The following is a 20,120-nucleotide window of genomic DNA, read 5'->3' on the forward strand; positions in this document are numbered from 1 at the left end:
ACCCCGATCGACCCCGCCCAACCCCTGACCTGAGGAGATCGCTGTGCTCACGGCTGAGCAGAACGACGAGCTGACCGACATCGCGCCCGGCACGCCCATGGGCGAGCTGCTGCGCCGCTACTGGTACCCGGTGGCGTTCACCCGCGAGCTCGAGGAGTTCCCCGTCAAGCACACCCGGCTGCTGGGCGAGGACTGGGCGGTCTACAAGACCGCCTCGGGCCGCTACGGGATCATGCAGGAGGCCTGCCCCCACCGCCGCGCGTCCATGGCGTACGGCGTCGTGGAGTCCGACGGCCTGCGCTGCCCCTACCACGGCTGGCTCTTCGGGCTCGACGGCGAGTGCCTCGAGCAGCCCGCGGAGCGCGACGAGACCAACTTCCGCGACCGGGTGCGGGCGCAGGCCGGCCGGGCCGAGGAGATGGGCGGCCTGGTCTGGGCCTACGTCGGGCCGCACAGCAAGGACAAGCCCGCACCGGAGCTGCCGCGGTTCGACGTGTTCGTGATGGACGGGGTGCGCGACATCGGCTGGGCCGACCTTCCGTGCAGCTTCGTCCAGATCATGGAGAACGCCGTCGACCCGCACCACGTGGAGTTCCTGCACGGCCGCTACTTCGAGTTCATGGGGCGCCAGCAGGGCTTCGACGCCCCAGCGTCGTTCGGCAAGAAGCACGTGAAGGTCGGCTTCGACGCCTTCGAGTGGGGCATCATCAAGCGCCGCGTGCTCGAGGGCGCGTCCGAGGAGGACGACGACTGGGCGGTCGGCCACCCGCTGGTGTTCCCGTTCAACATGCGGGTGGGCGGCGCCAACATCGAGCAGATGCAGATCCGGGTTCCGATCGACCGGACCACGACCCGGTTCATGCTCTACTCCGTGCACGCGCCGGACGGCATCGAGTTCCCGGAGCAGCCGGTGGTGCCGGACTACCAGATCCCCGTCTACACCGAGGACGGCCGGCACCGCACCGACTACGTCGAGGGCCAGGACATGATGGCCTGGGTGACGCAGGGCGCGATCACCGACCGGACCGTGGAGCACCTCGGTCGCTCCGACGTCGGCGTCACCATGCTGCGCCGGATGTTCAAGGCGGAGATGGCGAAGGTCGCGGCCGGCGAGGACCCCCTCGGCACGATCCGCGAGCCGCACGAACGGATCGACCTGCCGTGCGAGAAGAACAAGTTCGACGCAGGGCCGCAGTTCGCGATCGACTTCATCGACATGGCCTCGAGCCGGTTCAGCCCGCAGGCCGACGCCCTCAAGAAGCTGCACATCCAGGCGTGGGAGCGGCGGCGCAAGTGACCTCCGACCTCGGCTCCGGGAGCGGGACCCGGCCGCGCGGGATCGACCAGTCCTTCGGGCTGGACGTCGGCCGCGGCTGGTTCCCGGCCGACGCCGACTCCCACCGCCGGGACGCCCCCCGCTACTGCCCCGCCTGCGCCTCCGCGCTGGCGCTCGCCGACGGCGGGCAAGGGCTGGCCGTCGAGTACTGGTCGGGTGCCGACCGGGTGTTCGTGTGCTTCTGCGGGTCCTGCGGGTGGAGCGGTGACGTCGTCCTCTCCGAGCGGGTGCTCGGCCACGAGGCCGCCGAGTAGCTTCACCAGGAGCCGCCGCCTCCGCCGCCCCCGCCGCCTCCGCCGGAGAACCCGCCTGAGGACGACGAGGAGCTGCTCGACGACGAGGAGCTGCTGCTCGTGGCCGACACCGCCCGGTCGTAGGCGCTGATGGCGTTGCCGACCGAGCGGTCGAAGCCGTCGACGACGGAGGTGATGGCGACGAGCGCCACGGCCGGGTCCTTCACGCCTGCGCTGTCGTGCAGGTACGCCGGCAGGGGTGGTGGCTCGCCGATCTCCAGCCGGTACTTCTCCGCCCACGTGTCCGCGCAGCCGAACGCCACCGCCCACGGCAGGTAGGCGGTGTAGAGGTCGGTGCGCCCGGCGAAGTCGAACCGGGCCTCGGCCGACGGGGTCGCGAGCATCCGGCGGAAGCCGCCGACGCGCGACCACAGGTCGCGTCCGACGGCCGTGCGACGGGTCAGCTGGCGCCCGTTCAGCAACGGCAGCCCGAGCCCGGCGTACACCGCCAGCGGCAGTGCGAAGATCGACACGTCGACCTTGCCGCCCATCGCCAGCCCGACCCACACCGCCTCGGCGAGGATGGCGAGGACGATGAGGAACCGCCACTTGCCGGCCGGGCCGCACCGTTCCACGACCTGCGCGTCGTTGGCCCACTTCTGCAGCGCGAGCCGGTGGGTGTCGTACGCAGTCTTCAGCCGCGACCCGGACAGGACGTTGCCCTTGCCGAACTCGAAGACCGTGCCTTCCTTGGAGGAGATCAGCGAGGCCAGGCTCTTGGTCACCTTGTCCAGGCCGGTCAGGCTCCGCTGCCCGTCCAGGCTGGTGATCGCCCAACGGTCCTTGCCCTGGTGGTCGAACCGCGCGGCGCCGTTCTCGGCGGCGTGGAGCAGCGACGCGACGAACTGCGACCGGCCGGTCTTCTCGGTCGCGACGTAGTGCGCCTGCGCCGGCCCGAGCCCCTCGGGAGGCGCGTACTGCAGCGGGAACGGCGGCTCCGGGTCACGGGTCTGCAGCAGCCAGCGGACCACCGGCGTGGCCGCGGCCAGCGCGAGCAGCAGGGCCAGCCCGGGCATCCACAGCGCGCTGCCGAGGACCCGGTCCAGACGCGGCGCCCACGGCAGCGTCTCCTGGTCCGGCGTCGGCAGGTCCTGGCCCACCAGCACCGTCACCGGGGTGTGGTCGGCGATCGCGCCGGTGCGGATCCGCAGGTCGGTGGTGCCCTCCCCGTCGATCCGGCAGGCCCCGGTGTCGCCCTCCCCGACCCCGATCGCGCACTGCACGTCGGCGGCGGGCTCCGGGAGGTGCACGGTCAGGTCGGTCTCCGCGATCTCCTGCTGCCAGCCCTGCGGCACCAGGTTCCAGTAGAACTGGGTCGGCTCGTCCACGTCGTCGCCGGGCGTGAGCGCGTTGGTGACGTGGTAGCTGATCTCGTAGACGTGGTCACCGGACGGCACGAAGGCGTCGGCGTCGCCGATCTTCAGCACGTCGTACCGCAGGTCCTCCTGCGACCGGTCCACCGGCACCTCGCCGCCGTCGTAGGTCACCTCGACATCGCTGATCCGGTGCCGGACGTCCGGCGCCGAGGGGTCGAGCCGGTCGAAGAAGCGGAAGATGCCGTGCCGGTCGGTGCCCGGGAAGTTCACCGTCAGCTTCTCGACGACGTCCATCCCGCCGTCCTCGTGCACCTCGAAGTCGGCGACGTACGACGTGATCGTGGTCGGCTCGTAGGTGCTCGGATCGGCTTCGGCGTGCTTGCCGTCGTCGTCGAACAGGAGCGCAGGTAGGAACAGGGCCCCCACGAGCAGCCCGAGCCCGCCGAGGGACACGAATATGCGCGTCACGTCCCGCAGACTAGCGATTTCGGCGCATACTCGGTCTGCAAGCGATCCGGGCGGAGGCACCAGGTGACCAGACGTGGTATCGCGGCGATGGTCGCGACGATGACGGTGGCAGCCGTCCTGACCGGGGCACCCGTGCACCTCGCCGAAGCGGCCGCCCCGCCGGGAGAGGGCGTCGCCGTCACCAACGGCCCGATCGCCTACACGAAGAGCTGGCGGGTGCTGCACACGCCCGGGCCCGACGAGCGCGTCGACATCTTCAAGGTGCGGCCGACCGGCGAGGGCAACACGCGGCTGACCTACTTCCGCGACGCCACCCGGCCCAAGTGGGCGCCGACGGGCAACCGGATCGCCTTCCAGCGCCCGGCCGAGGTGTGGCTGATGCGGGGCGACGGCTCGGACAAGCGGAAGCTGACCGGCGGCTACCTGGTGGACTGGCTACCGGACGGAGGGCGGGTCCTGGTGGTGCGTGGGCTCGGGGTCGACGGCCAGGACCCGACCTGGGTCGTGCACACCGTCGCCACGGGCGCGGAGGAGGAGCTCGACATCGACCTGCCCCTGGTCCCCGGCCTCGTCGAGAAGTACCCGGACGAGGACTACCCGGACTACAGCGAGTGGAGCTACGCGTCGGGTGACGCTGCCTTGTCACCGGACGGCGAGACGCTGGCCGTCATGCTGTGGCGCTGGGACTCCAGCGACGGCTACAGCTACCCCTTCGGGTCGATCTTCACCGTGGGCCTGGACGGGACCGGACTGGTCCGGGTGCCGAAGTACACCTACGCGTGGGGATCCCCGCGCTGGTCCCCGAACGGTCAGCAGCTCCTCTACTGGGCCGAGGAGCCGCGCGGCTACTGCGCCAGCTCGATCCGGTCCCTCCGCCTCGACGGCAGCCCCGGCGCGGTGGACATCCAGAAGCGCTGCGCCCAGCCCGACCCGACCTGGTCGCCCGACGGCCGGAAGATCCTCTTCGTCAGCGGCCGCTCCAACAGTCTGCAGATCGCCAGCAAGGACGGCGAGCGCAACCGCAACGTGCTGCCCGAGGTGACCGGCGTCTACCGGGCCGAGCCCGACTGGCGCGCCGGTCGTTAGGCGCCGTCCAGCTCGCCGGGCGACCGCAGGATGCAGAACTCGTTGCCCTCGGGGTCGGCGAGGACGACCCAGCCCGTGCCGGGTCCGTCGATGCCGCGCCGGTCGGCCACCTCGGTGGCGCCGTGGGCCAACAGCCGGGCCAGCTCCTCGTCCCGGGTGCCGAAGCGCGGGCGCAGGTCGAAGTGGATGCGGTTCTTGCCCGCCTTGCTGTCGGGGGTCTCGATGAACAGCACGCAGTGGCCCGTCTCCGGGTCCAGGATCATGCACTCCTCGTGCCCGGGCAGGTTGGGGTCGCCCGGGACGTCGGCGTAGCCGAGGACCGGCTTCCACCACTCCGAGAGCTCGTAGGCGTTCCGGCAGTCGAGGGTCGTGTGCGAGATGTAGGACGTCACGCGACCACCCTCGCCCGTCGTACCGGATCCCTCAACCGGATTCCGGCCGGCTCTCCTCGGTGCCGTGCTCGGCGATGAACGCGAGGATGTCGTCGGCCAGCTCCGGGCGGCAGACGATCACGTCGGGCAGGTAGACGTCGTCCTGGTTGTAGACCAGCTCGCTGCCGTCGACCCGGCTGGTGAACAGCCCGGCGGCGCGGGCAACCGCGACGGGAGCTGCGGAGTCCCACTCGTACTGGCCGCCGGCGTGCACGTAGGCGTCGGCGACGTCACGCACGACCGACATCATCTTCACACCGGCCGACCCCATCGGCACCAGCTCGGCGTCAAGCCGCTCGGCCAGGGCGGTGACGAAGGCCGGCGGGCGGCTGCGGCTCACGGCGATGCGCGGCTTCGCCGACGTCCGCGGGGGTACGACGGGCGGGTTGCCCGTGTTGAACGTCTCGCCGAGCTCGGGCTGGGCCACCGCGCCGGCGGTCAGCGTGCCGCCCTCCCAGACCGCGACGTGCACGGCCCAGTCGTCCCGCGGCGGCTCGCTGAACTCGCGGGTGCCGTCGAGCGGGTCGACGATCCACACCTTGGCCGCGTCCAGCCGCGCCTTGTCGTCCTTGCCCTCCTCGGAGAGGACGGCGTCGTCGGGCCGGTAGGTCGCGAGCAGGGTCATCAGCAGCTCGTGGGCGGCGGCGTCGCCGGCGTCCTTGAGCTCCTTGCCCTCCAGCCCCTCGCCCCGGACCTCGAGCAGGCGCCGGCCGGCGGCCTCGGCCAGCCAGGCGGCGAGCTGGTGGTCGTCCGCGACGACCTCGGGAGCGGGAACACCGGCGTCGAAGGTCACGGCGTCAGGTTAGTGCCCGCTCGCCGCCAGCTCGCCGCAACCCCTCACCCGCGGGCCGAGCGGAGCGAGCGCCCGTGCGGTGTCGCGCGATCTGCGACACGCTCGGGCAATCAGGAATTGAAGGTCTGCTGGGCCTTCTCGAGACCGTCCAGGATCAGCGTCTCGACCGCGTCGGCGGCGCGGTCCACCTCGAACGGCAGGTCCTTGCGCTCGGTCGAGGAGTAGTTGGACAGCACGAAGTCCGCGACCTCCTGCCGGCCCGGGGGCCGGCCGATGCCGGAGCGGACCCGGAAGAAGTCGCCGGTGCCGAACGAGGAGCGCAGCGACTTCAGGCCGTTGTGGCCGTTGTCGCCACCGCCGAGCTTGACCCGCATCGTGCCGAACGGGATGTCGAGCTCGTCGTGAACGACGACCACCCGCGTCAGCGGCACCTTGTAGAAGGTGACCAGGCTCTTGATCGCTCCGCCGGACTCGTTCATGTAGGACCGCGCCTTGGCAAGCACCACCCGCGGCCCAGGGGTGCCGGGCGCGCCCAGCCGGCCCTCGACCACGTCGGCCCGACCGGACTTGTGGGCGCGGAAGCCGCTCCCCATCCGGCGGGCGAGCTCGTCGACCACCAGGTGGCCGACGTTGTGCCGGTGGCCGGCGTACGACGGACCGGGGTTGCCGAGCCCGACGACCAGCCACACCTCAGCAGGCTCGCTCATCGCATCCTCCCGGTCCTCCGGCGCATCGGGTCGGGTGCTCCCCGGCTCGGCGCTCCGTGCCGGGGAGATCAGTCGGCCCAGGAACCACCTGAGCCGAGTGAACGTCACTCCTCGTCGCCGCCCTCGGCGGACTCGCCCTCGGCGGCCCCAGCGGCCTCCTCGGCGGTCGCGCCCTCGGCGGCGGCCTCGTCCTCGGCGGCGTCGGTGTCGGTCTCGCCGAGGTCGGCCTCCTGGGCGGCGGTCACGTTGACGATCAGCGTCTCCGGGTCGGTGAGCAGCGTGGTGCCCGAGGGCAGCGCCAGCTCGCTGGCCAGGAACTGGGTGCCGGCCTCGGCGCCGGCGATGTCGACCTCGAAGGACTCGGGGATGTGGGTCGCCTCTGCCTCGACCTGGACGGTGGCGTTCTCGGTCACGACCAGGGTGTCGCGGACGGCCTCGCCCACGACGACGATCGGGACGTCGACGGTGACCTTCTCGCCGCGCTTCACGGCGACGAAGTCGACGTGCTCGAGCACGCGGCGGACCGGGTCGACCTGGACCTGCTTGGTGAGCGCGAGCTGCGCGGTGCCGTCGATGTCGAGCTCGAGCAGCGCGTTGGCGCCACCGTGCTTGATCGCCATCATCGTGTCGTGGCCCGGGAGGGTCAGGTGGATCGGCTCGTTGCCGTGGCCGTAGACGACCGCGGGGACCTTGTGCTCGCGGCGGATGCGGCGGGCGGCGCCCTTGCCGAACTCGGTGCGCAGCTCGGCGGTGATCTTCTCGCTCATGGTGTCTCCTCGTCGTGGTGGCGGACCCTCAGACGAGGAACGCCACGCTTCCCAAACCCGGTGATCGGTGGGCGCGCGGCGTCGTCGTACGAACCGGCCCAGTCGATCACGGAGTCACAGAAGCGGGTGCTCCCTCGCCGAGGCAACCCGAGGATGCTACCGGCACGGGCGATCAGGCGTGAAATCGGAGAGCGGGTCCTCAGAGGTAGGGGTCGGTGATCGCTCTCAGCCCGGACAGCGCACGCCGCAGCTCCGCCATGCCCCCGACGCCGAGATGACGCGTCCACTCCCGTTCGATCGCCCGCTCCTCCCGGCGCGCCACCCGCTGGACGTCCCTGCCGCGCTCCGCCAGGACCACGAGCTTCGCGCGGGCGTCGGTCGGGTCCGGCACCCGGGAGACGTAGCCGGCGCGTGACAGCTGCTCCACCAGGACGCTGGCGCTCTGCTTGGTGATCTGGCTCCGCTCGGCGAGCTCGGTCACCCGGCTCCCCTCCTCGGCGACCTGGCCGGCGATCCGCATCATGGCCGGGCTCAGGTCGTCATGGCCCGCGGCGAGGACCGCCTCCTGCACCCGGCGTTCCGCATGACGCGCACTGATGAACATCAGCAGCGCTGCGCTCGGCTCGGCCATCACACACCCATCCTCTTGACGAAAGTAGTCAGCAGGACTGACTATATCAGTCAGACAACCTGACCAGTTCGGAACGCGCAGGAGGCAGCGGTGGACAAGACGGAGATCTGGCGCCACATCCATGCGGAACGCGAGGCCCTCGCCGCGAACCTGGCTGACCTGCCCGCCGCGGAGTGGTCCCGCCCCTCGCTCTGCACCGGGTGGACCGTCCACGACGTGGCGGCGCACGTCATCTCGACTCCCCAGATCGGCTGGAGCGACATCGCCGCGATGACCCTCCGCTCCCCCGGGCGGGGCTACAACACGATCATCTACCGCCAGGTGAAGCGGCTCGGCGCCCGCGAGACCCGCGAGTCGATCCTCGCCGACTACGAGAAGTACGGCGGCAGCACCCACCGGGTGCCGGGCACGACCTCGGTCGAGCCCCTGGTCGACGTCCTCCTGCACCACCAGGACATCGTCCGCCCGCTCGGCATCGAGCGCGCGATGCCGCCTGAGGCCGCAGCCGTCGCCGCCGACCGGGTCCGCCGGCTCGCCTTCCTGCTGGGGACCCGGCGGCTGCTCCGGTCGGTCCGGCTGGTCGCCACCGACGTCGATTGGACGCGGGGTGAGGGCCCGACCGTCACGGGCCCGATCCAGGAGCTGCTGATGCTCTGCTCCGGCCGGGAGCCGGACCGCTCGCTGTTGACCGGCGACGGGCTCGCGGAGCTGCCGACGCGCTGACTTCTGTCGGACCCGCCTGATACTTTCCTATACTTCAGCAAAGTATCGGAAGGTATCGGATCGGGCCGTGGCAGCGAGCAACCCCTACACACCGGGTCAGGTCCCGCGCGTCTTCGCCGGCCGCGCCGTCGAGCTGCGCCGGATCGAGGACCGGCTCGCCCGGGTCGTGACGTACGGCGAGCTGGGCGGCCCGCTGATGGTCTTCCACGCCCCGCGCGGGCTCGGCAAGACCTCCCTGCTCCGGACCGCGCAGCGCCGTGCCGACGCGCTCGGGTTCGTGTCGGCCTGGGTCGCGTGCTCCCGCGAACGCCCGGTGCTGCCCGAGCTGGTGCGCAGCATCAGGACGGCCCTCGAGCGAGCCGAGGTCCTCCCCCGCGGCGGCGCCGGCGGCCGATGGCGCAAGCGGCTGGAGTCGGTCACGGTCGAGGTCGGCCTGCCGGGAGCGAAGGTGCAGGCCGAGGTCGCCAGTCCGGCGCCGCCCGCCGAGGAGCCGATGGCGCTGGCGCCGATCGGCGCGCTCGAGGCGCTGCTGCACGACACCGCCGAGCTCGTCCGCCGACGCGGTGGCGCGGGGCTGCTGCTCCTCCTCGACGAGCTGCACACCGCCTCGGCCGACGACATGTCGGTGCTGCTCAACACCCTGCAGAACCTCGACGGCGCCCGCGAGACCAACCCGCTCGCGGTCGTGACCGCCGGCCTCCCGGTCACCCCGGAGGCCCTCACCCGCGCCGCCACGTTCGGCGAGCGCAGCACGTTCGTGTCGCTCGACGTCCTCAACGACGAGGACGCCCGCAGGGTCCTGACCGGCCCGGCCGAGGCCGAGGGTGTCACGTGGAGCGCCGGAGCGCTCGACGCCGTCGTCGCCGAGGCGCGGGGCTACCCCTACCTGCTCCAGCTGATCGGCAGCAGCACCTGGGACGCCGCCCGGCCCGCCCGCGGCGACCGGCTCTCGCTCACCCAGGTGCGCAAGGGCCTGCCGGTCGCCCGCGAGCAGCTCACCGCGATGCACCGGGCCCGCTGGGGCGCCGCGACCGCCACCCAGCGCTCGTTCCTCAGCGCGATGGCCGCCACCGGCAAGGACAACGTGACCCGCGCCGAGATCGCCAGGGGGATGGGACGCGACAGCCGGGCGATCAGCGACCCCCGGGAGCGCCTCATCGAGAAGGGCGTGATCGAGCCGGTCGGCCACGGCCTGGTGCGCTTCACCCTGCCGGGCTTCGGCGACTTCGTGCGTCGCCTCGACGAGGAGTGACGCACCGGGGTCTTCTGCTCTCGAACGGGCCGAGAAGCAGCAAGTCTCCCCGTTGCGACGACGGTCTCAGGCGTGCCCGTCGAACATCGAGGTGACCGAGCCGTCCTCGAAGACCTCGCGGATGGCCCGGGCGACCATCGGAGCGATCGACAGCAGGGTGAGCTTGTCGAACTGCTTCTCCGGACCGACCGGGAGGGTGTTGGTCACGACGATCTCGACGGCGCTGGAGTTCTTGAGCCGGTCGACGGCGGGGTCGGAGAGGATCGCGTGGGTGGCGGCGATGACCACGCCCGCGGCGCCCTCGGCGACGAGCGCCTCCGCGGCCTGCACGATGGTGCCACCGGTGTCGATCATGTCGTCGGTCAGCACGCAGATCCGACCCGCGACCTCACCGACGACGCGGTTGGCGACGGTCTCGTTCGGGCGGTCGGTGCGCCGGGTCTTGTGGATGAACGCCAGCGGCGCGCCGCCGAGCCGGGCCGACCAGCGCTCGGCCACCTTGATCCGACCGGCGTCCGGCGACACGATCGCGAGCGGCTGCTCGCCGTACTTCGACTTGATGTAGTCGGTGAGGATCGGCAGCGCCATCAGGTGGTCGACCGGTCCGTTGAAGAAGCCCTGGAGCTGGTCGGCGTGCAGGTCGACGGTGATGATCCGGTCGGCGCCGGCCGTCTTGAGCAGGTCGGCCATCAGCCGGGCGGAGATCGGCTCGCGCCCGCGGTGCTTCTTGTCCTGGCGGCTGTAGCCCCAGAACGGCATCACGACGGTGATCCGCTTCGCCGAGGCGCGCTTCAGCGCGTCGACCATGATCAGCTGCTCCATGATCCACTCGTTGATCGGAGCCGTGTGGCTCTGGAGCACGAAGGCGTCGCAGCCGCGGACGCTCTCCTCGAACCGGATGTAGATCTCGCCGTTGGCGAACTCGTAGGCCTCGGTCGGGACGAGCGAGATGCCGAGGATCTCGGCGACCTCCTCGGAGAGCTCGGGGTGGGCCCGGCCGCTGAAGACCATCAGGTTCTTCTCGGTGGTCCGCAATATTCCGGTCACGCAGGGCTCCTGGAGTCGGCCGGCCTCGGGCACCTCCGATTCTGCCCTCTCCCGGAGGTCAGTCCCAAGTCCACGAGATTTTACCGACTGTTTTGTTCGACCTTGGGTAGGTTGCGCTCGCTCGCCAGGAGGCACCCGGCCTTTCCTGCAGCACCAGGAAAGGACTGGGTTCATGGCTTTCAACCTGCGCGGAGGCCTGCTCCGCAACCTCATCGGCATCGGTGTCGCGATCGCGATCGGCCTCGGCTGGTGGGGGTTCAGCACCTTCAAGGAGAAGGCGGACGCCCCGGACGTGGGCGAGTGCGTGACCGTCAGCGGCACCACCACCGACGCCGACGTCGAGGAGGCGGAGTGCGGCGGTGACGACGTGCTCTACAAGGTCACCGCCGACGACGGCGACTGCGACCTCGAGTCCGAGGTCAACTACACCGTCGAGGTCAACGGCAGCGACGCGGTCGACCTCTGCCTGTTCTGGGAGGTCGAGCCCGGCGACTGCATCAAGGAGGGCACGACCAGCGACGAGAAGGTCGACTGCGCCACCAACAAGGGCACGACGGTCGCGAAGGTCGTCTCCGTCGAGGACAGCGCCGACGCCAAGTGCGCCTCGAAGCAGGAGTTCGCCTTCGCCAACAAGAAGCGCGACGTGACGGTCTGCATCACGCCTAACGTCTGAGGCTCAGTCCTCCGGCTCAGGCTTCTCCGACGCCGCCGCACCGGCCCCGGCCGCTGCGGCGGCGTCTGCCTGCGGGGTGCCGGCCCGCTTCGACTGGGCCCACCCCGGGAGGTTCCGTTGCTGGCCGGCGCTGACCGCCAGGGCACCCGGCGGCACGTCACGGCGTACGACGGTGCCCGCGCCGGTGCCGGCTCCGTCGCCGATCGTGACCGGGGCGACGAAGGTGTTGTTGGACGCCGTGCGGGCCTGCTTCCCGACCTTGGTGCGGTGCTTCTCGACGCCGTCGTAGTTGGCGAAGATCGTGCCCGCGCCGATGTTGGTGCCCTCGCCGATCTCGGCGTCGCCGACGTAGGACAGGTGGGGCACCTTCGCGCCGTCACCGATCTCGGCGTTCTTGGTCTCCACGAACGCCCCGATCTTGCCGCCGGCGCCGAGCACGGTGTTGGGCCTGAGGTAGGAGAACGGGCCGACCGTCGCGCGCTCGCCGATCACGGCGAGCTGGCCGTGGGTGCGCACGACCCGCGCGCCGGCGCCGACCTCGCAGTCCTCGAGCGTGGTGTCGGGCCCGATGACCGCGTCCTCGGCCACCACCGTCGTGCCCAGCAGCTGGGTGCCCGGGAGGATCGTCACGTCCTCTGCCAGCACGACGTCGGCTTCGATCCAGGTCGTCTCGGGATCAAGCACGGTCACGCCGTCGCGCATCCAACGGTCGACGATCCGGCGGTTGAGCTCGCGGCCGAGCGCCGCCAGCTGGACGCGGTCGTTGGCGCCCTCGGTCTGCCACACGTCGTCGACCGGGAACGCCGCGACCGTGAGGCCCGCGTCGCGGGCCAGCCCGACCGCGTCGGTGAGGTAGTACTCGCCCTTCGCGTTGTCGTTGCCGACGCGGGTGATGGCGTCGGTCAGGAACCCCGCGTCGAAGGCCAGGATCCCTGAGTTGATCTCCCGGATCGCCCGCTGGTCGGCGTTGGCGTCCTTCTCCTCGACGATCGCCACGACCTCGCCCTCCTCGTCGCGGACGATTCGGCCGTAGCCGACCGGCTTCTCCACGACGCCGGACAGGATGCTGACCGCGGCCTGCGCCGCCTCGTGCTGGGCGGCGAACCACTGCAGCGTCGCACCCTGGAGCAGCGGCGTGTCGCCGTACGCGACGAGCACGGTGCCGGCGACCGCCGCCACCTGCTGCTCGGCGAGCGCGTCGAGCGCGACCCGCACGGCGTGCCCGGTGCCGAGCTGCTCCTCCTGGACGGCGAGCACCGCCTCGGGCAGGAGCTCCCGGACGTGCGGGCCGACCTGCTCGCGCTGGTGGCCGACGACCGCGCAGACGCAGGTCGGCTCGAGCCGACCGACGGCGTCGAGGACGTGGCCGATCATGCTCCGGCCGCCGATCCGGTGCAGGACCTTCATCGTCTTGGACTTCATCCTGGTGCCGCCCCCGGCGGCCAGGACGATGACGGTGAGCTGGTCGGTCATGGCACGAGCCTACGGCTCGGTGGCCACCGGCCCTCAGCGGCCGAGCACCCGCGGTGAGAGTGCGGTTCGGGGGTAACAACTCCTGGGCGACGCGAGGAGGAGACACATGCCACCCGAGACGATCGCGGGACGCTACGAGGTGCTGGAACAGATCGGCCGCGGCGGCATGGGCGCTGTCTGGCTGTGTCGTGACGGCGTCCTCGGACGGCAGGTCGCGGTCAAGCAGCTGGGCGGCCTGCCCGGCGAGACCGCGCCCAACCTCGCGCGCTCGCTGCGCGAGGCGCGAGCCTCCGCCGCACTCACGCACCCGCACGTGGTGTCGATCTACGACGCGGTCGAGGACCAGGACCGGGTGTGGCTGGTGATGGAGTACGTCCCGTCACGCACGCTCTCTGCCGTCACGGCCGACCAGGGACCGCTGACACCCCGGCGGGCTGCCTTCATCGGCGCGCAGATCGCCGACGGCCTGGCGGCGGCCCACGCCGCCGGCACCGTCCACCGCGACGTCAAGCCGAGCAACGTCCTGGTCGGCGACGGCGACCTCGCGAAGATCGCGGACTTCGGCATCGCCCGCCACGTCGACGACGAGACGCTGACCCAGACCGGCATGGTGACCGGCACGCCGATGTACTTCTCCCCCCAGCTCGCCCGGGGCCGGACGGCCGTCCCCGCCGACGACGTGTGGGCGCTCGGGGCGACGCTGTTCTCCGTGGTCGAGGGGGAGCCGCCCTGGCCGCAGCTGCCCAACGCGATCGCGATGCTGCACCACATCGCCGAACACCCACCCCCGCGCCCGCAGCGGGCCGGCCTGCTCGGGGACCTCGTCACCCGGATGCTCTCGGCCGACCCAGCTGAGCGGCCCGACATGGCGACGGTGGCGAGCGAGCTGCACGTGATCGCGGATGCTGAGCACCCTGGGCCCGACGAGCCGACCGTCGCGTTCGCCGCGAATCCGCCCACCGTCGAGCGGGAAGCCCGGGTGCCCCCACCCGAGCCGACCGCCGACTCCATCCCCGGCCCCACGCCCGACCCGACCCCCGTCGCGACCCGGCTCCCGCCTGCGTTGCCGGTCGGCGCCGAGCCGTCCTCCGCCGCCCCGCACCCGAGCCGGCGGAGCAGGTGGCTCCCGATCGCCGTCCTGGTCGGCGCGCTGCTGCTCCTCGGCGCCGTCGGTGCTGCGCTCCTCCTCGGCGGAGGGGACGACGACGACCCCGCCACCGCCGCCGACGACGAGCCGAGTGCGAGCGGCGACCCCGACCGGTCCCCGGACGGCGAGGAAGGCTCCGGCGGTGGCGACCAGCCCGGCTCGGAGACGGTCCCCGAAGCAACGGCGTCGGGGTCGACGAGCGAGGACGAGCCTGAGGACGAGGCGACCGCTGAGCCGCCGGCCGATGCCGCGCAGTTCGTGAGCGACTACTACGCGCTCCTCCCGTCCGACACCAAGACGGCCTGGGACCTGCTGTCCGACGGCATGCAGGCGGAAGTCGGTAGCTACGGGTCCTACAAGGGGTTCTGGAGGACGATCGACGCCGTGTCGGTCGAGGACGTCGCCGACGACGGCTCGGGCACGGTGACGGTCGAGCTCACCTACACCTCCGATGCCGGCACCGAGTCCGAGACGAGGACGATCACGGTCGAGGACACCTCCGAGGGCACGCAGATCGTCGGCGACCAGGTCGGTTGAGGCGAGCCACCGTGTCGGCTCGCATCTGCACAGAACGTTCACAGCTCGGGCACCGATCCCACCGGACCGAGGCCCTACCGTCGACGGCATGACGGTTGCTATCAACGAGAAGCCCCTGTTCAGCGGCGGTGCCGCCTACCGCCTCGGCCTGGCGGCCGGTGCCGGCACCGCCCTCTTCCTGGTCTACCTGATGGCAGCGGTCGGCGTGATGGCCGAGTCCGGCTACCGCGGTGACCTGGCCTACGCCGGCGTCCTCATGGCACTGCTGGGCGGCGCCGCGGTCTCGCGCCTCCGCGCGCCCGCCCTCTCCGACACCATGTTCGCCACCGCACTGGCGATCGTCGGCGTCTGCGTCCTCGCGGTCGTCGGCGGCGTCCACGAACGCGCTGCCACGTCGGTCGCCGAGCTGATCGGCCTCAACGCGATGTTCGCCCTCGGCTTCGCGGTGTCCGGGCTGCTGCTGCGGTGGGCGGCTCCGGCCGAGCGGTGATGTGGCTCCCCGGGTAGGAGTCGAACCTACGTCGCTTGTCCTGATTCAAAGTCAGGCGGGCCCTGCCGGCAGACCAACCGGGGATCGTGGGACCAAGGGTAGGACGTTCGGGTGCCGGGGTCTCGATACGCCCTCGGCTAGCGCCTCGGGCCACTCGACCACCGGGGTCGCCTGGACCACCGTGGGGTCCACGACCTACCGCAGCAGGTCGCGGGCGATGACCATCCGCTGGATCTGGTTGGTGCCCTCGAAGATCTGGGTGACCTTGGCGTCGCGGAACAGCCGCTCGACGGGGTACTCGCGGGTGTAGCCGTTGCCACCGAGGACCTGGACGGCGTCGGTGGTCACGGCCATCGCACCGTCGGTGGCGGTCAGCTTGGCGATCGAGGCCTGGCGGGAGAAGGGACGGCCGGCGTCCTTGAGCCGGGCGGCGTGGAGGTACGACGCGCGCGACTGCTCCACCTTGGCCGCCATGTCCGCGAGCATGAACTGCAGGCCTTGGTTGTCGCTGATCGGGCGGCCGAACTGCACCCGCTCCTGGGCGTACTCGACGGCGTGCTCGAGCGCGCGCTGCGCGATGCCGGTCGCGACCGCGGCGATGCCGAGGCGGCCGGCGTCGAGCGCGGACAGGGCGACCTGCATGCCCCTGCCCTCCTTGCCGATCAGGCGGTCGGCCGGGATCCGGGCGTCGTCGAAGAGGACCTGGGTGGTGACGTCGCAGGCCAGGCCCATCTTCTTCTCGGGAGCGCCGAAGGTCATGCCCGGCGTCCCGTCGGTCACGACGAAGGCGGACAGGCCGCGCTTCGGGTCGGGCGCCGTTCGCGCGAAGAGGATGTAGTAGTCGGCGCAGGAGCCGTTGGAGATCCACTGCTTGGTGCCGTTGACGACGAAGTCCCCACTTGCCCCTGATCCTGTCGAGGGGTCGCGGACCGCTGACGTCCTGATCGCGCTCACGTCGGACCCGGCCTGCGGCTCGGACAGGCAGTAGGCGCCGAGCCAGTCCCCGCCGAGCATCTGCGGCAGCCACTCCTGCTTGAGCTCCTCGGACCCGTTGGCGGCGACCACGGTGGCGGTCAGGCTGTGCACGCTGGTGCCGACGCCGACGCTCGGCCAGGCCCGGGCGATCTCCTCGACGACCTGGAGGTAGACCTCGTAGGGCTGCCCGCCGCCGCCGTACTCCTCGTCGAAGGGCAGGCTGAGCAGGCCGGCACCGCCGAGCAGCTCGTACGCCGCCGCGGGGAACTCGCCCGCCTCCTCGGCCGCGTGCACCTGCGGCTCGAGCTCCTTGACCGCGATCTCCCGGGTCAGCGCCAGCAGCTCACGTGCCTCGTCGCTGGGCAGCATCCGCTCCACGTTGGTTCCCACCCGGCCAGCGTAGGCACCCGCGGTGGGCTCCGGTCACGGGGTCGGCCGGAGCAGGCCGTGCTCGACCATCTCGATCGCAACGGCCAGCAGGCGCTCGAGGCCGGCCCGGTCCTGACGCAGCCCGTCGGGGCGCCAGGCGAGGCCGATGATCCCGTTCCACGCGGCCCACAGGGCGGTCGCCGCGACGTCGGGGTCGATCTCGCGCAGCTCGCCGGAATCCACCCCGGCCCGGATGGCTGCGGCCAGCCGCCGGTTCTGCTCGTCGACGCGGGCCGCCAGCGACTCGGCGGTACGACGCCCCGCGGCGTACCGGCCGGGGTCGGGCGGGAACGCCAGCATCCGGAAGTGCTCCGGCTGCTCCAGCGCGAACGCGAGGTACTCCGCGGCAGCCGCCCTGATCTGGTCCACCGGGCCCCGGCCGGCGACGTAGGCGCGGTCCATGTGCTCGCGATCGACCTGGAGCGCCTGCTCGACGACCGCGGCGTGCAGGCCCGCCTTGGAGCCGAAGTGGTTGTAGATCGACCCGACCGCCACGCCGGCCGTCTCCGCGATCTCCTCGACGGTGACCTCTTCGAGAGAGCGGTCCAGGAAGAGCGTCTCTGCCGCTGCGAGCAGCGCATTCATCGTCCGCTGCTTCCGGGCATCCATGTTGCAATCATTGCAAGAACGGTCCTGGCCACGCTAGGTTGAGCCTTCTCTTGCAATGATTACAAGAAGGGACCCCGCCATGACCGCAGCCACCGACGGCGTCGTCGTGGACGCCGAGGCGTTCGTCGCCGAGGCCGAGCGCCTCACCAACACCTACGACGTCGCCGGCGCCGCCGCGGTCTACGCCGCCGACGCGTCGCTCGAGCTCGTGACCGACGGGGCCGTTCAGTGGCACCGCGGGCGATCCGCGATCAGCGACGCCTGGGCGATCGTGCTCGGCGCCGGGCAGCGCGCCGGGTTCGTCGTCGAGAAGGAGCTGGTGGCGGCATCGGAGAGGACGATCGTCAACCGGTGGACGGGCTCGTTCCGGCACGGCGGTCGCTGCCGCGGTGTCGAGTCGTGGGTCCTCGACGCCGACGGCCTGGTGGTCGAGCACCGCGCGGAGACGTTCCTCGACGTCCGCCCCGGCGCATCGTTCCGCGGCCGCCTCGCGGTGCTCCTCGCGTCGCCGCGGGTGGCCCTGCAGCTCGGCCGCGTCGAGCGGCAGGTCCGTCGGAGAGGGGCCTGACGTGGCGATCTCGTCCTCGCTGGGCACCGAGCACGCCGTCGAGCTGCGTGCCGGGCGGCTCCACTACCGCGAGCGGGGCGCGGGCACACCTGTCCTGCTCGTGCACGGCGGCCTCGCCAACGCCGACCTCTGGCGCGAGGTGGTGCCGGCACTGGCGGCTCTCGGGCCCTACCGACTCATCGCCCCGGACCTCCCGCTCGGGTCCCACCACGAAGCCATGCGCAACGGCGCCGACGTCACACCGCCGGGCATCGTCGCGATCCTCGTCGAGCTCCTCGACGCGCTCGACCTCGACCGGGTGGTCGTGGTGGCCAACGACGCGGGCGGGGCGATCAGCCAGATGCTGGCGGCCCGCCACCCGGAGCGGATCGACCGCCTGGTCCTCACCTCCTGCGACCAGTACCTCCAGTTCCCGCCGCGCTACCTCAAGCCGGTCCGCTGGGTGAGCTTCCTCCCTCGCGTGGGCGACCTCGTCGCCCGGAGCTTCCGGTTCCGCGCCGTCCACGGCCCGTTCTTCCGCTCGGTCGCCCGGACGCCGCTGCCGCCGGAGGTCCTCGACTCATACCTGCGTCCGATGCTCGAGGACCCGGCGATCCGGTCCGACCTCGTCCGGTTCTTCCGCGGCACCCGGCCCCGGCACACGCTGGAAGCGGCCCGCGGCCTGCGCACGTTCGACCGTCCGGTCCTCGTGCTGTGGGGCGGCTCCGACCTGTGGTTCTCGCGCCGCGGCGGCCGCCGTCTGGCGCGCACGCTGCCGCTCGGCGAGTTCGACCTGGTTGCCGGAGCCCGCACGTTCGTGCCCGAGGACGCCCCGGTCGAGCTGGCCCGGCGGGTGCACGCCTTCCTCCGGGACCCAGCAGATCAGTACACCAGCTCCTCGTAGTCGTCGACATCGAACCGCCCGGTCGTCTGCACGGTGATCGACTGGATGCCGGCCGGCTCACCGTCGCGGTAGGTGATGAGCGCGAACCCCGCCGGCCGGCGGAGCTTGGTGCCGATGGCGATCGCGTACGCCGCGCCACCGGCCGTGCCGACCGTGTACTCGTAACCGACCGCGCCGTTGCTGCCCGTGACCGGCTCCGGACCGAACTGGGTGTGGGTGTGGCCGCCGACGACCAGGTCCACGCAGCCGCGCTCGAGCGCGTCGCCGCCGAGGTTGCGGTCGTGGACGAGCAGCGTGTCGACGCGGTCGCCGTCCTCCTCGGCGTCGCACGCGGCGTCGGCGATCCGCGCGCGGAGGTCGGCGAAGGTGAGGCCGGACTCGTCGCGCCAGTTGCCGAGGCCGCTCGAGCGCGGGTCATCGGCTCCCAGGATGCGGGTGTCGCCGGGGCCGTCGACGACCTCGCCGTCGTTGAAGTACGTCCAGCCGAGGTCGGTGAGGTAGGCCCGCACGAACGACCCGTGGTCGTGGTTGCCGGTGACCGCCCACCGGTCGAAGTCCTCGAAGGCGGATGCCAGCGAGTCCAACGAGAAGGCCTCCCAGTCCTCGCCCGTGGACGTGTCGTCGCCCGCGTCGAAGACCGCCTCCGCTCCGCCCGCATCGGCGATGGCGCGCGCCACCTGGTCCATGCCCACGTTGTCGTGGCGGTCGGACAGGAGCAGCGCGACGGTCTCGCCCTCCTCCGGCTCGCGGAGCTCCAGGTCCGCGGCGTCCTCGGCCAGCCGTTCGTAGAACTCGCGTCCCTCGCCGTAGGAGTCGATGGCGCTGCCGACGAGGCGCTCGACGCCGCCGCCCGCCGGGCCCAGCACCTCGACGTCCTCGAGCTCCTCGGGCAGCGAGACCGACGGCCCGACGAACTCGGCCAGCGGCACCCACCGTTCCGGACGCTCGCGAGGCGCCGGCCCGAGGCCGCGCCAAGGCGTCGTCAGCCCGATCACGACGAGCGCGACCACGAACAGCCCGACCACGCCGCGCCGGGTCGGCAGGGCCTCGACGACCTCGCGACGGCGGCGCTCCCCGAGCAGTCGCCACACCAGCATCGGCAGGATCCCCAGGGCGAGCCCCCGGCTGACGGCGTCGATCGCCATGTCGCGCACGGCGGCCTCCACCTTCGCGATCTGTGCGTCCGGGTTGCCGCCGATGGCGACGTACCGCGCGACGAGCTCCTCCACCGAACCGGCCTCGGTCTTGCCGAGCTCGACCTCCACCCCGATGGGCGAGCCCGAGTCCGCGCGCAGGTTCGGCAGGACCGGCCCTGTGCGGACGGTGATCCGGCCACTGAAGTCCGCCGTCACCCGCGCCTCGTGGCTGGCCAGGTCGACGGTGCGCTCGCCGGTGAGGAAGAAGCCACCGGCCGCCAGCGCGGACAGCGTCAGCCAGACCACGACGTACGCCGTGACCGACAGCCAGCCGCGCGCCGGCGACATCG

At 71.8% G+C, this 20,120-nt stretch carries 21 protein-coding genes and 1 tRNA gene; 10 read left to right on the top strand and 12 right to left on the bottom strand.

Annotated elements, in window-relative coordinates; genetic code table 11:
* Nucleotides 1-43 precede the first annotated feature (43 nt).
* Together DJ010_RS04280 and DJ010_RS04285 are read left to right on the top strand one after the other, a co-directional pair.
* Entirely contained in the window at nt 44-1,297 is a 1,254-nt protein-coding gene (locus DJ010_RS04280) for a Rieske 2Fe-2S domain-containing protein (RefSeq protein WP_109692337.1), read from the top strand.
* Nucleotides 1,294-1,590: a hypothetical protein gene (locus DJ010_RS04285; protein ID WP_211318645.1), complete on the top strand. Its 297-nt coding sequence runs from the start codon at nt 1,294-1,296 to the stop codon at nt 1,588-1,590. Before DJ010_RS04280 ends, DJ010_RS04285 begins: the two co-directional genes overlap by 4 nt.
* 2 nt (nt 1,591-1,592) lie before the next feature.
* Here the strand turns inward: DJ010_RS04285 and DJ010_RS04290 are convergent, their stop codons facing one another.
* Nucleotides 1,593-3,413: a DUF2207 domain-containing protein gene (locus DJ010_RS04290; RefSeq protein WP_158282922.1), complete on the bottom strand. Its 1,821-nt coding sequence runs from the start codon at nt 3,411-3,413 to the stop codon at nt 1,593-1,595.
* Between the two features lie 63 nt (nt 3,414-3,476).
* On the opposite strand from DJ010_RS04290, the gene DJ010_RS04295 reads away from it, so the two are divergent.
* Entirely contained in the window at nt 3,477-4,499 is a 1,023-nt protein-coding gene (locus DJ010_RS04295; protein ID WP_146207258.1) for a TolB family protein, read from the top strand.
* On the opposite strand, the gene DJ010_RS04300 is transcribed toward DJ010_RS04295, so the two are convergent.
* From DJ010_RS04300 to DJ010_RS04320, 5 genes are all read right to left on the bottom strand, one after another.
* The gene (locus tag DJ010_RS04300; RefSeq protein ID WP_109692340.1) at nt 4,496-4,891 is read right to left on the bottom strand and encodes a VOC family protein; all 396 of its coding nucleotides are present in this window, start codon (nt 4,889-4,891) and stop codon (nt 4,496-4,498) included. The genes DJ010_RS04295 and DJ010_RS04300 overlap by 4 nt on opposite strands.
* A 31-nt stretch (nt 4,892-4,922) precedes the next feature.
* Nucleotides 4,923-5,723, bottom strand: coding sequence for a 3'(2'),5'-bisphosphate nucleotidase CysQ (locus DJ010_RS04305; RefSeq protein ID WP_109692341.1), 801 nt, complete (start codon nt 5,721-5,723; stop codon nt 4,923-4,925).
* A 110-nt stretch (nt 5,724-5,833) separates the two neighbouring features.
* Nucleotides 5,834-6,430, bottom strand: coding sequence for an aminoacyl-tRNA hydrolase (gene pth, locus DJ010_RS04310; protein WP_109692526.1), 597 nt, complete (start codon nt 6,428-6,430; stop codon nt 5,834-5,836).
* Between the two features lie 104 nt (nt 6,431-6,534).
* Complete coding sequence (locus DJ010_RS04315) at nt 6,535-7,197, bottom strand: 50S ribosomal protein L25/general stress protein Ctc (RefSeq protein ID WP_109692342.1); 663 nt, start codon at nt 7,195-7,197, stop codon at nt 6,535-6,537.
* A gap of 199 nt (nt 7,198-7,396) precedes the next feature.
* Nucleotides 7,397-7,828, bottom strand: coding sequence for a MarR family winged helix-turn-helix transcriptional regulator (locus DJ010_RS04320; protein ID WP_109692527.1), 432 nt, complete (start codon nt 7,826-7,828; stop codon nt 7,397-7,399).
* A 90-nt stretch (nt 7,829-7,918) separates the two neighbouring features.
* Here DJ010_RS04320 and DJ010_RS04325 point away from each other — a divergent pair, with 90 nt between their 5' ends.
* Together DJ010_RS04325 and DJ010_RS04330 are read left to right on the top strand one after the other, a co-directional pair.
* A complete protein-coding gene (locus tag DJ010_RS04325) occupies nt 7,919-8,551 on the top strand; it encodes a maleylpyruvate isomerase family mycothiol-dependent enzyme (RefSeq protein ID WP_109692343.1) in 633 nt (210 codons plus the stop codon).
* A gap of 67 nt (nt 8,552-8,618) precedes the next feature.
* Complete coding sequence (locus DJ010_RS04330) at nt 8,619-9,803, top strand: ATP-binding protein (protein ID WP_158282923.1); 1,185 nt, start codon at nt 8,619-8,621, stop codon at nt 9,801-9,803.
* Between the two features lie 66 nt (nt 9,804-9,869).
* Here DJ010_RS04330 and DJ010_RS04335 read toward each other — a convergent pair whose 3' ends face one another.
* Nucleotides 9,870-10,850: a ribose-phosphate diphosphokinase gene (locus DJ010_RS04335; RefSeq protein ID WP_109692345.1), complete on the bottom strand. Its 981-nt coding sequence runs from the start codon at nt 10,848-10,850 to the stop codon at nt 9,870-9,872.
* A gap of 172 nt (nt 10,851-11,022) precedes the next feature.
* Here DJ010_RS04335 and DJ010_RS04340 point away from each other — a divergent pair, with 172 nt between their 5' ends.
* Nucleotides 11,023-11,523: an LppU/SCO3897 family protein gene (locus DJ010_RS04340; RefSeq protein ID WP_109692346.1), complete on the top strand. Its 501-nt coding sequence runs from the start codon at nt 11,023-11,025 to the stop codon at nt 11,521-11,523.
* Between the two features lie 3 nt (nt 11,524-11,526).
* On the opposite strand, the gene glmU is transcribed toward DJ010_RS04340, so the two are convergent.
* Nucleotides 11,527-12,996: a bifunctional UDP-N-acetylglucosamine diphosphorylase/glucosamine-1-phosphate N-acetyltransferase GlmU gene (gene glmU, locus DJ010_RS04345; protein WP_109692347.1), complete on the bottom strand. Its 1,470-nt coding sequence runs from the start codon at nt 12,994-12,996 to the stop codon at nt 11,527-11,529.
* 106 nt (nt 12,997-13,102) lie between these two features.
* On the opposite strand from glmU, the gene DJ010_RS04350 reads away from it, so the two are divergent.
* Both DJ010_RS04350 and DJ010_RS04355 read left to right on the top strand, forming a co-directional pair.
* Nucleotides 13,103-14,680, top strand: coding sequence for a serine/threonine-protein kinase (locus DJ010_RS04350; protein WP_109692348.1), 1,578 nt, complete (start codon nt 13,103-13,105; stop codon nt 14,678-14,680).
* Nucleotides 14,681-14,768: 88 nt separating this feature from the next.
* Nucleotides 14,769-15,170, top strand: coding sequence for a hypothetical protein (locus tag DJ010_RS04355; RefSeq protein ID WP_109692349.1), 402 nt, complete (start codon nt 14,769-14,771; stop codon nt 15,168-15,170).
* A gap of 2 nt (nt 15,171-15,172) precedes the next feature.
* On the opposite strand, the gene DJ010_RS04360 is transcribed toward DJ010_RS04355, so the two are convergent.
* The 3 genes from DJ010_RS04360 to DJ010_RS04370 form a co-directional block, all read right to left on the bottom strand.
* Nucleotides 15,173-15,254 (bottom strand) — tRNA-Gln (locus DJ010_RS04360).
* A gap of 111 nt (nt 15,255-15,365) precedes the next feature.
* Nucleotides 15,366-16,535 (bottom strand): acyl-CoA dehydrogenase family protein, encoded by a 1,170-nt coding sequence (locus DJ010_RS04365; protein WP_342769466.1) that lies wholly within the window; start codon nt 16,533-16,535, stop codon nt 15,366-15,368.
* 33 nt (nt 16,536-16,568) lie between these two features.
* Nucleotides 16,569-17,183, bottom strand: coding sequence for a TetR/AcrR family transcriptional regulator (locus tag DJ010_RS04370; protein WP_109692351.1), 615 nt, complete (start codon nt 17,181-17,183; stop codon nt 16,569-16,571).
* Between the two features lie 79 nt (nt 17,184-17,262).
* Here DJ010_RS04370 and DJ010_RS04375 point away from each other — a divergent pair, with 79 nt between their 5' ends.
* The gene (locus tag DJ010_RS04375) at nt 17,263-17,751 is read left to right on the top strand and encodes a nuclear transport factor 2 family protein (RefSeq protein ID WP_158282924.1); all 489 of its coding nucleotides are present in this window, start codon (nt 17,263-17,265) and stop codon (nt 17,749-17,751) included.
* 1 nt (nt 17,752) lies between these two features.
* Nucleotides 17,753-18,634, top strand: coding sequence for an alpha/beta fold hydrolase (locus DJ010_RS04380; protein ID WP_158282925.1), 882 nt, complete (start codon nt 17,753-17,755; stop codon nt 18,632-18,634).
* Here the strand turns inward: DJ010_RS04380 and DJ010_RS04385 are convergent.
* Entirely contained in the window at nt 18,613-20,118 is a 1,506-nt protein-coding gene (locus tag DJ010_RS04385; protein ID WP_245927178.1) for a metallophosphoesterase, read from the bottom strand. The genes DJ010_RS04380 and DJ010_RS04385 overlap by 22 nt on opposite strands.
* Nucleotides 20,119-20,120 lie beyond the last annotated feature (2 nt).

The sequence above is a fragment of the Nocardioides silvaticus genome, from assembly GCF_003160695.1.
GTDB classification, from domain to species: Bacteria; Actinomycetota; Actinomycetes; order Propionibacteriales; family Nocardioidaceae; genus Nocardioides; species Nocardioides silvaticus.

Coding starts and splice junctions, on each gene's coding strand:
- pth (WP_109692526.1), bottom strand. CDS start 6,430: ATGAGCGAGCCTGCTGAGGTGTGGCTGGTCGTCGGGCTCGGCAACCCC.
- DJ010_RS04315 (WP_109692342.1), bottom strand. CDS start 7,197: ATGAGCGAGAAGATCACCGCCGAGCTGCGCACCGAGTTCGGCAAGGGC.
- DJ010_RS04320 (WP_109692527.1), bottom strand. CDS start 7,828: ATGGCCGAGCCGAGCGCAGCGCTGCTGATGTTCATCAGTGCGCGTCAT.
- DJ010_RS04340 (WP_109692346.1), top strand. CDS start 11,023: ATGGCTTTCAACCTGCGCGGAGGCCTGCTCCGCAACCTCATCGGCATC.
- glmU (WP_109692347.1), bottom strand. CDS start 12,996: ATGACCGACCAGCTCACCGTCATCGTCCTGGCCGCCGGGGGCGGCACC.
- DJ010_RS04350 (WP_109692348.1), top strand. CDS start 13,103: ATGCCACCCGAGACGATCGCGGGACGCTACGAGGTGCTGGAACAGATC.
- DJ010_RS04355 (WP_109692349.1), top strand. CDS start 14,769: ATGACGGTTGCTATCAACGAGAAGCCCCTGTTCAGCGGCGGTGCCGCC.
- DJ010_RS04370 (WP_109692351.1), bottom strand. CDS start 17,183: ATGGATGCCCGGAAGCAGCGGACGATGAATGCGCTGCTCGCAGCGGCA.
- DJ010_RS04375 (WP_158282924.1), top strand. CDS start 17,263: ATGACCGCAGCCACCGACGGCGTCGTCGTGGACGCCGAGGCGTTCGTC.
- DJ010_RS04385 (WP_245927178.1), bottom strand. CDS start 20,118: ATGTCGCCGGCGCGCGGCTGGCTGTCGGTCACGGCGTACGTCGTGGTC.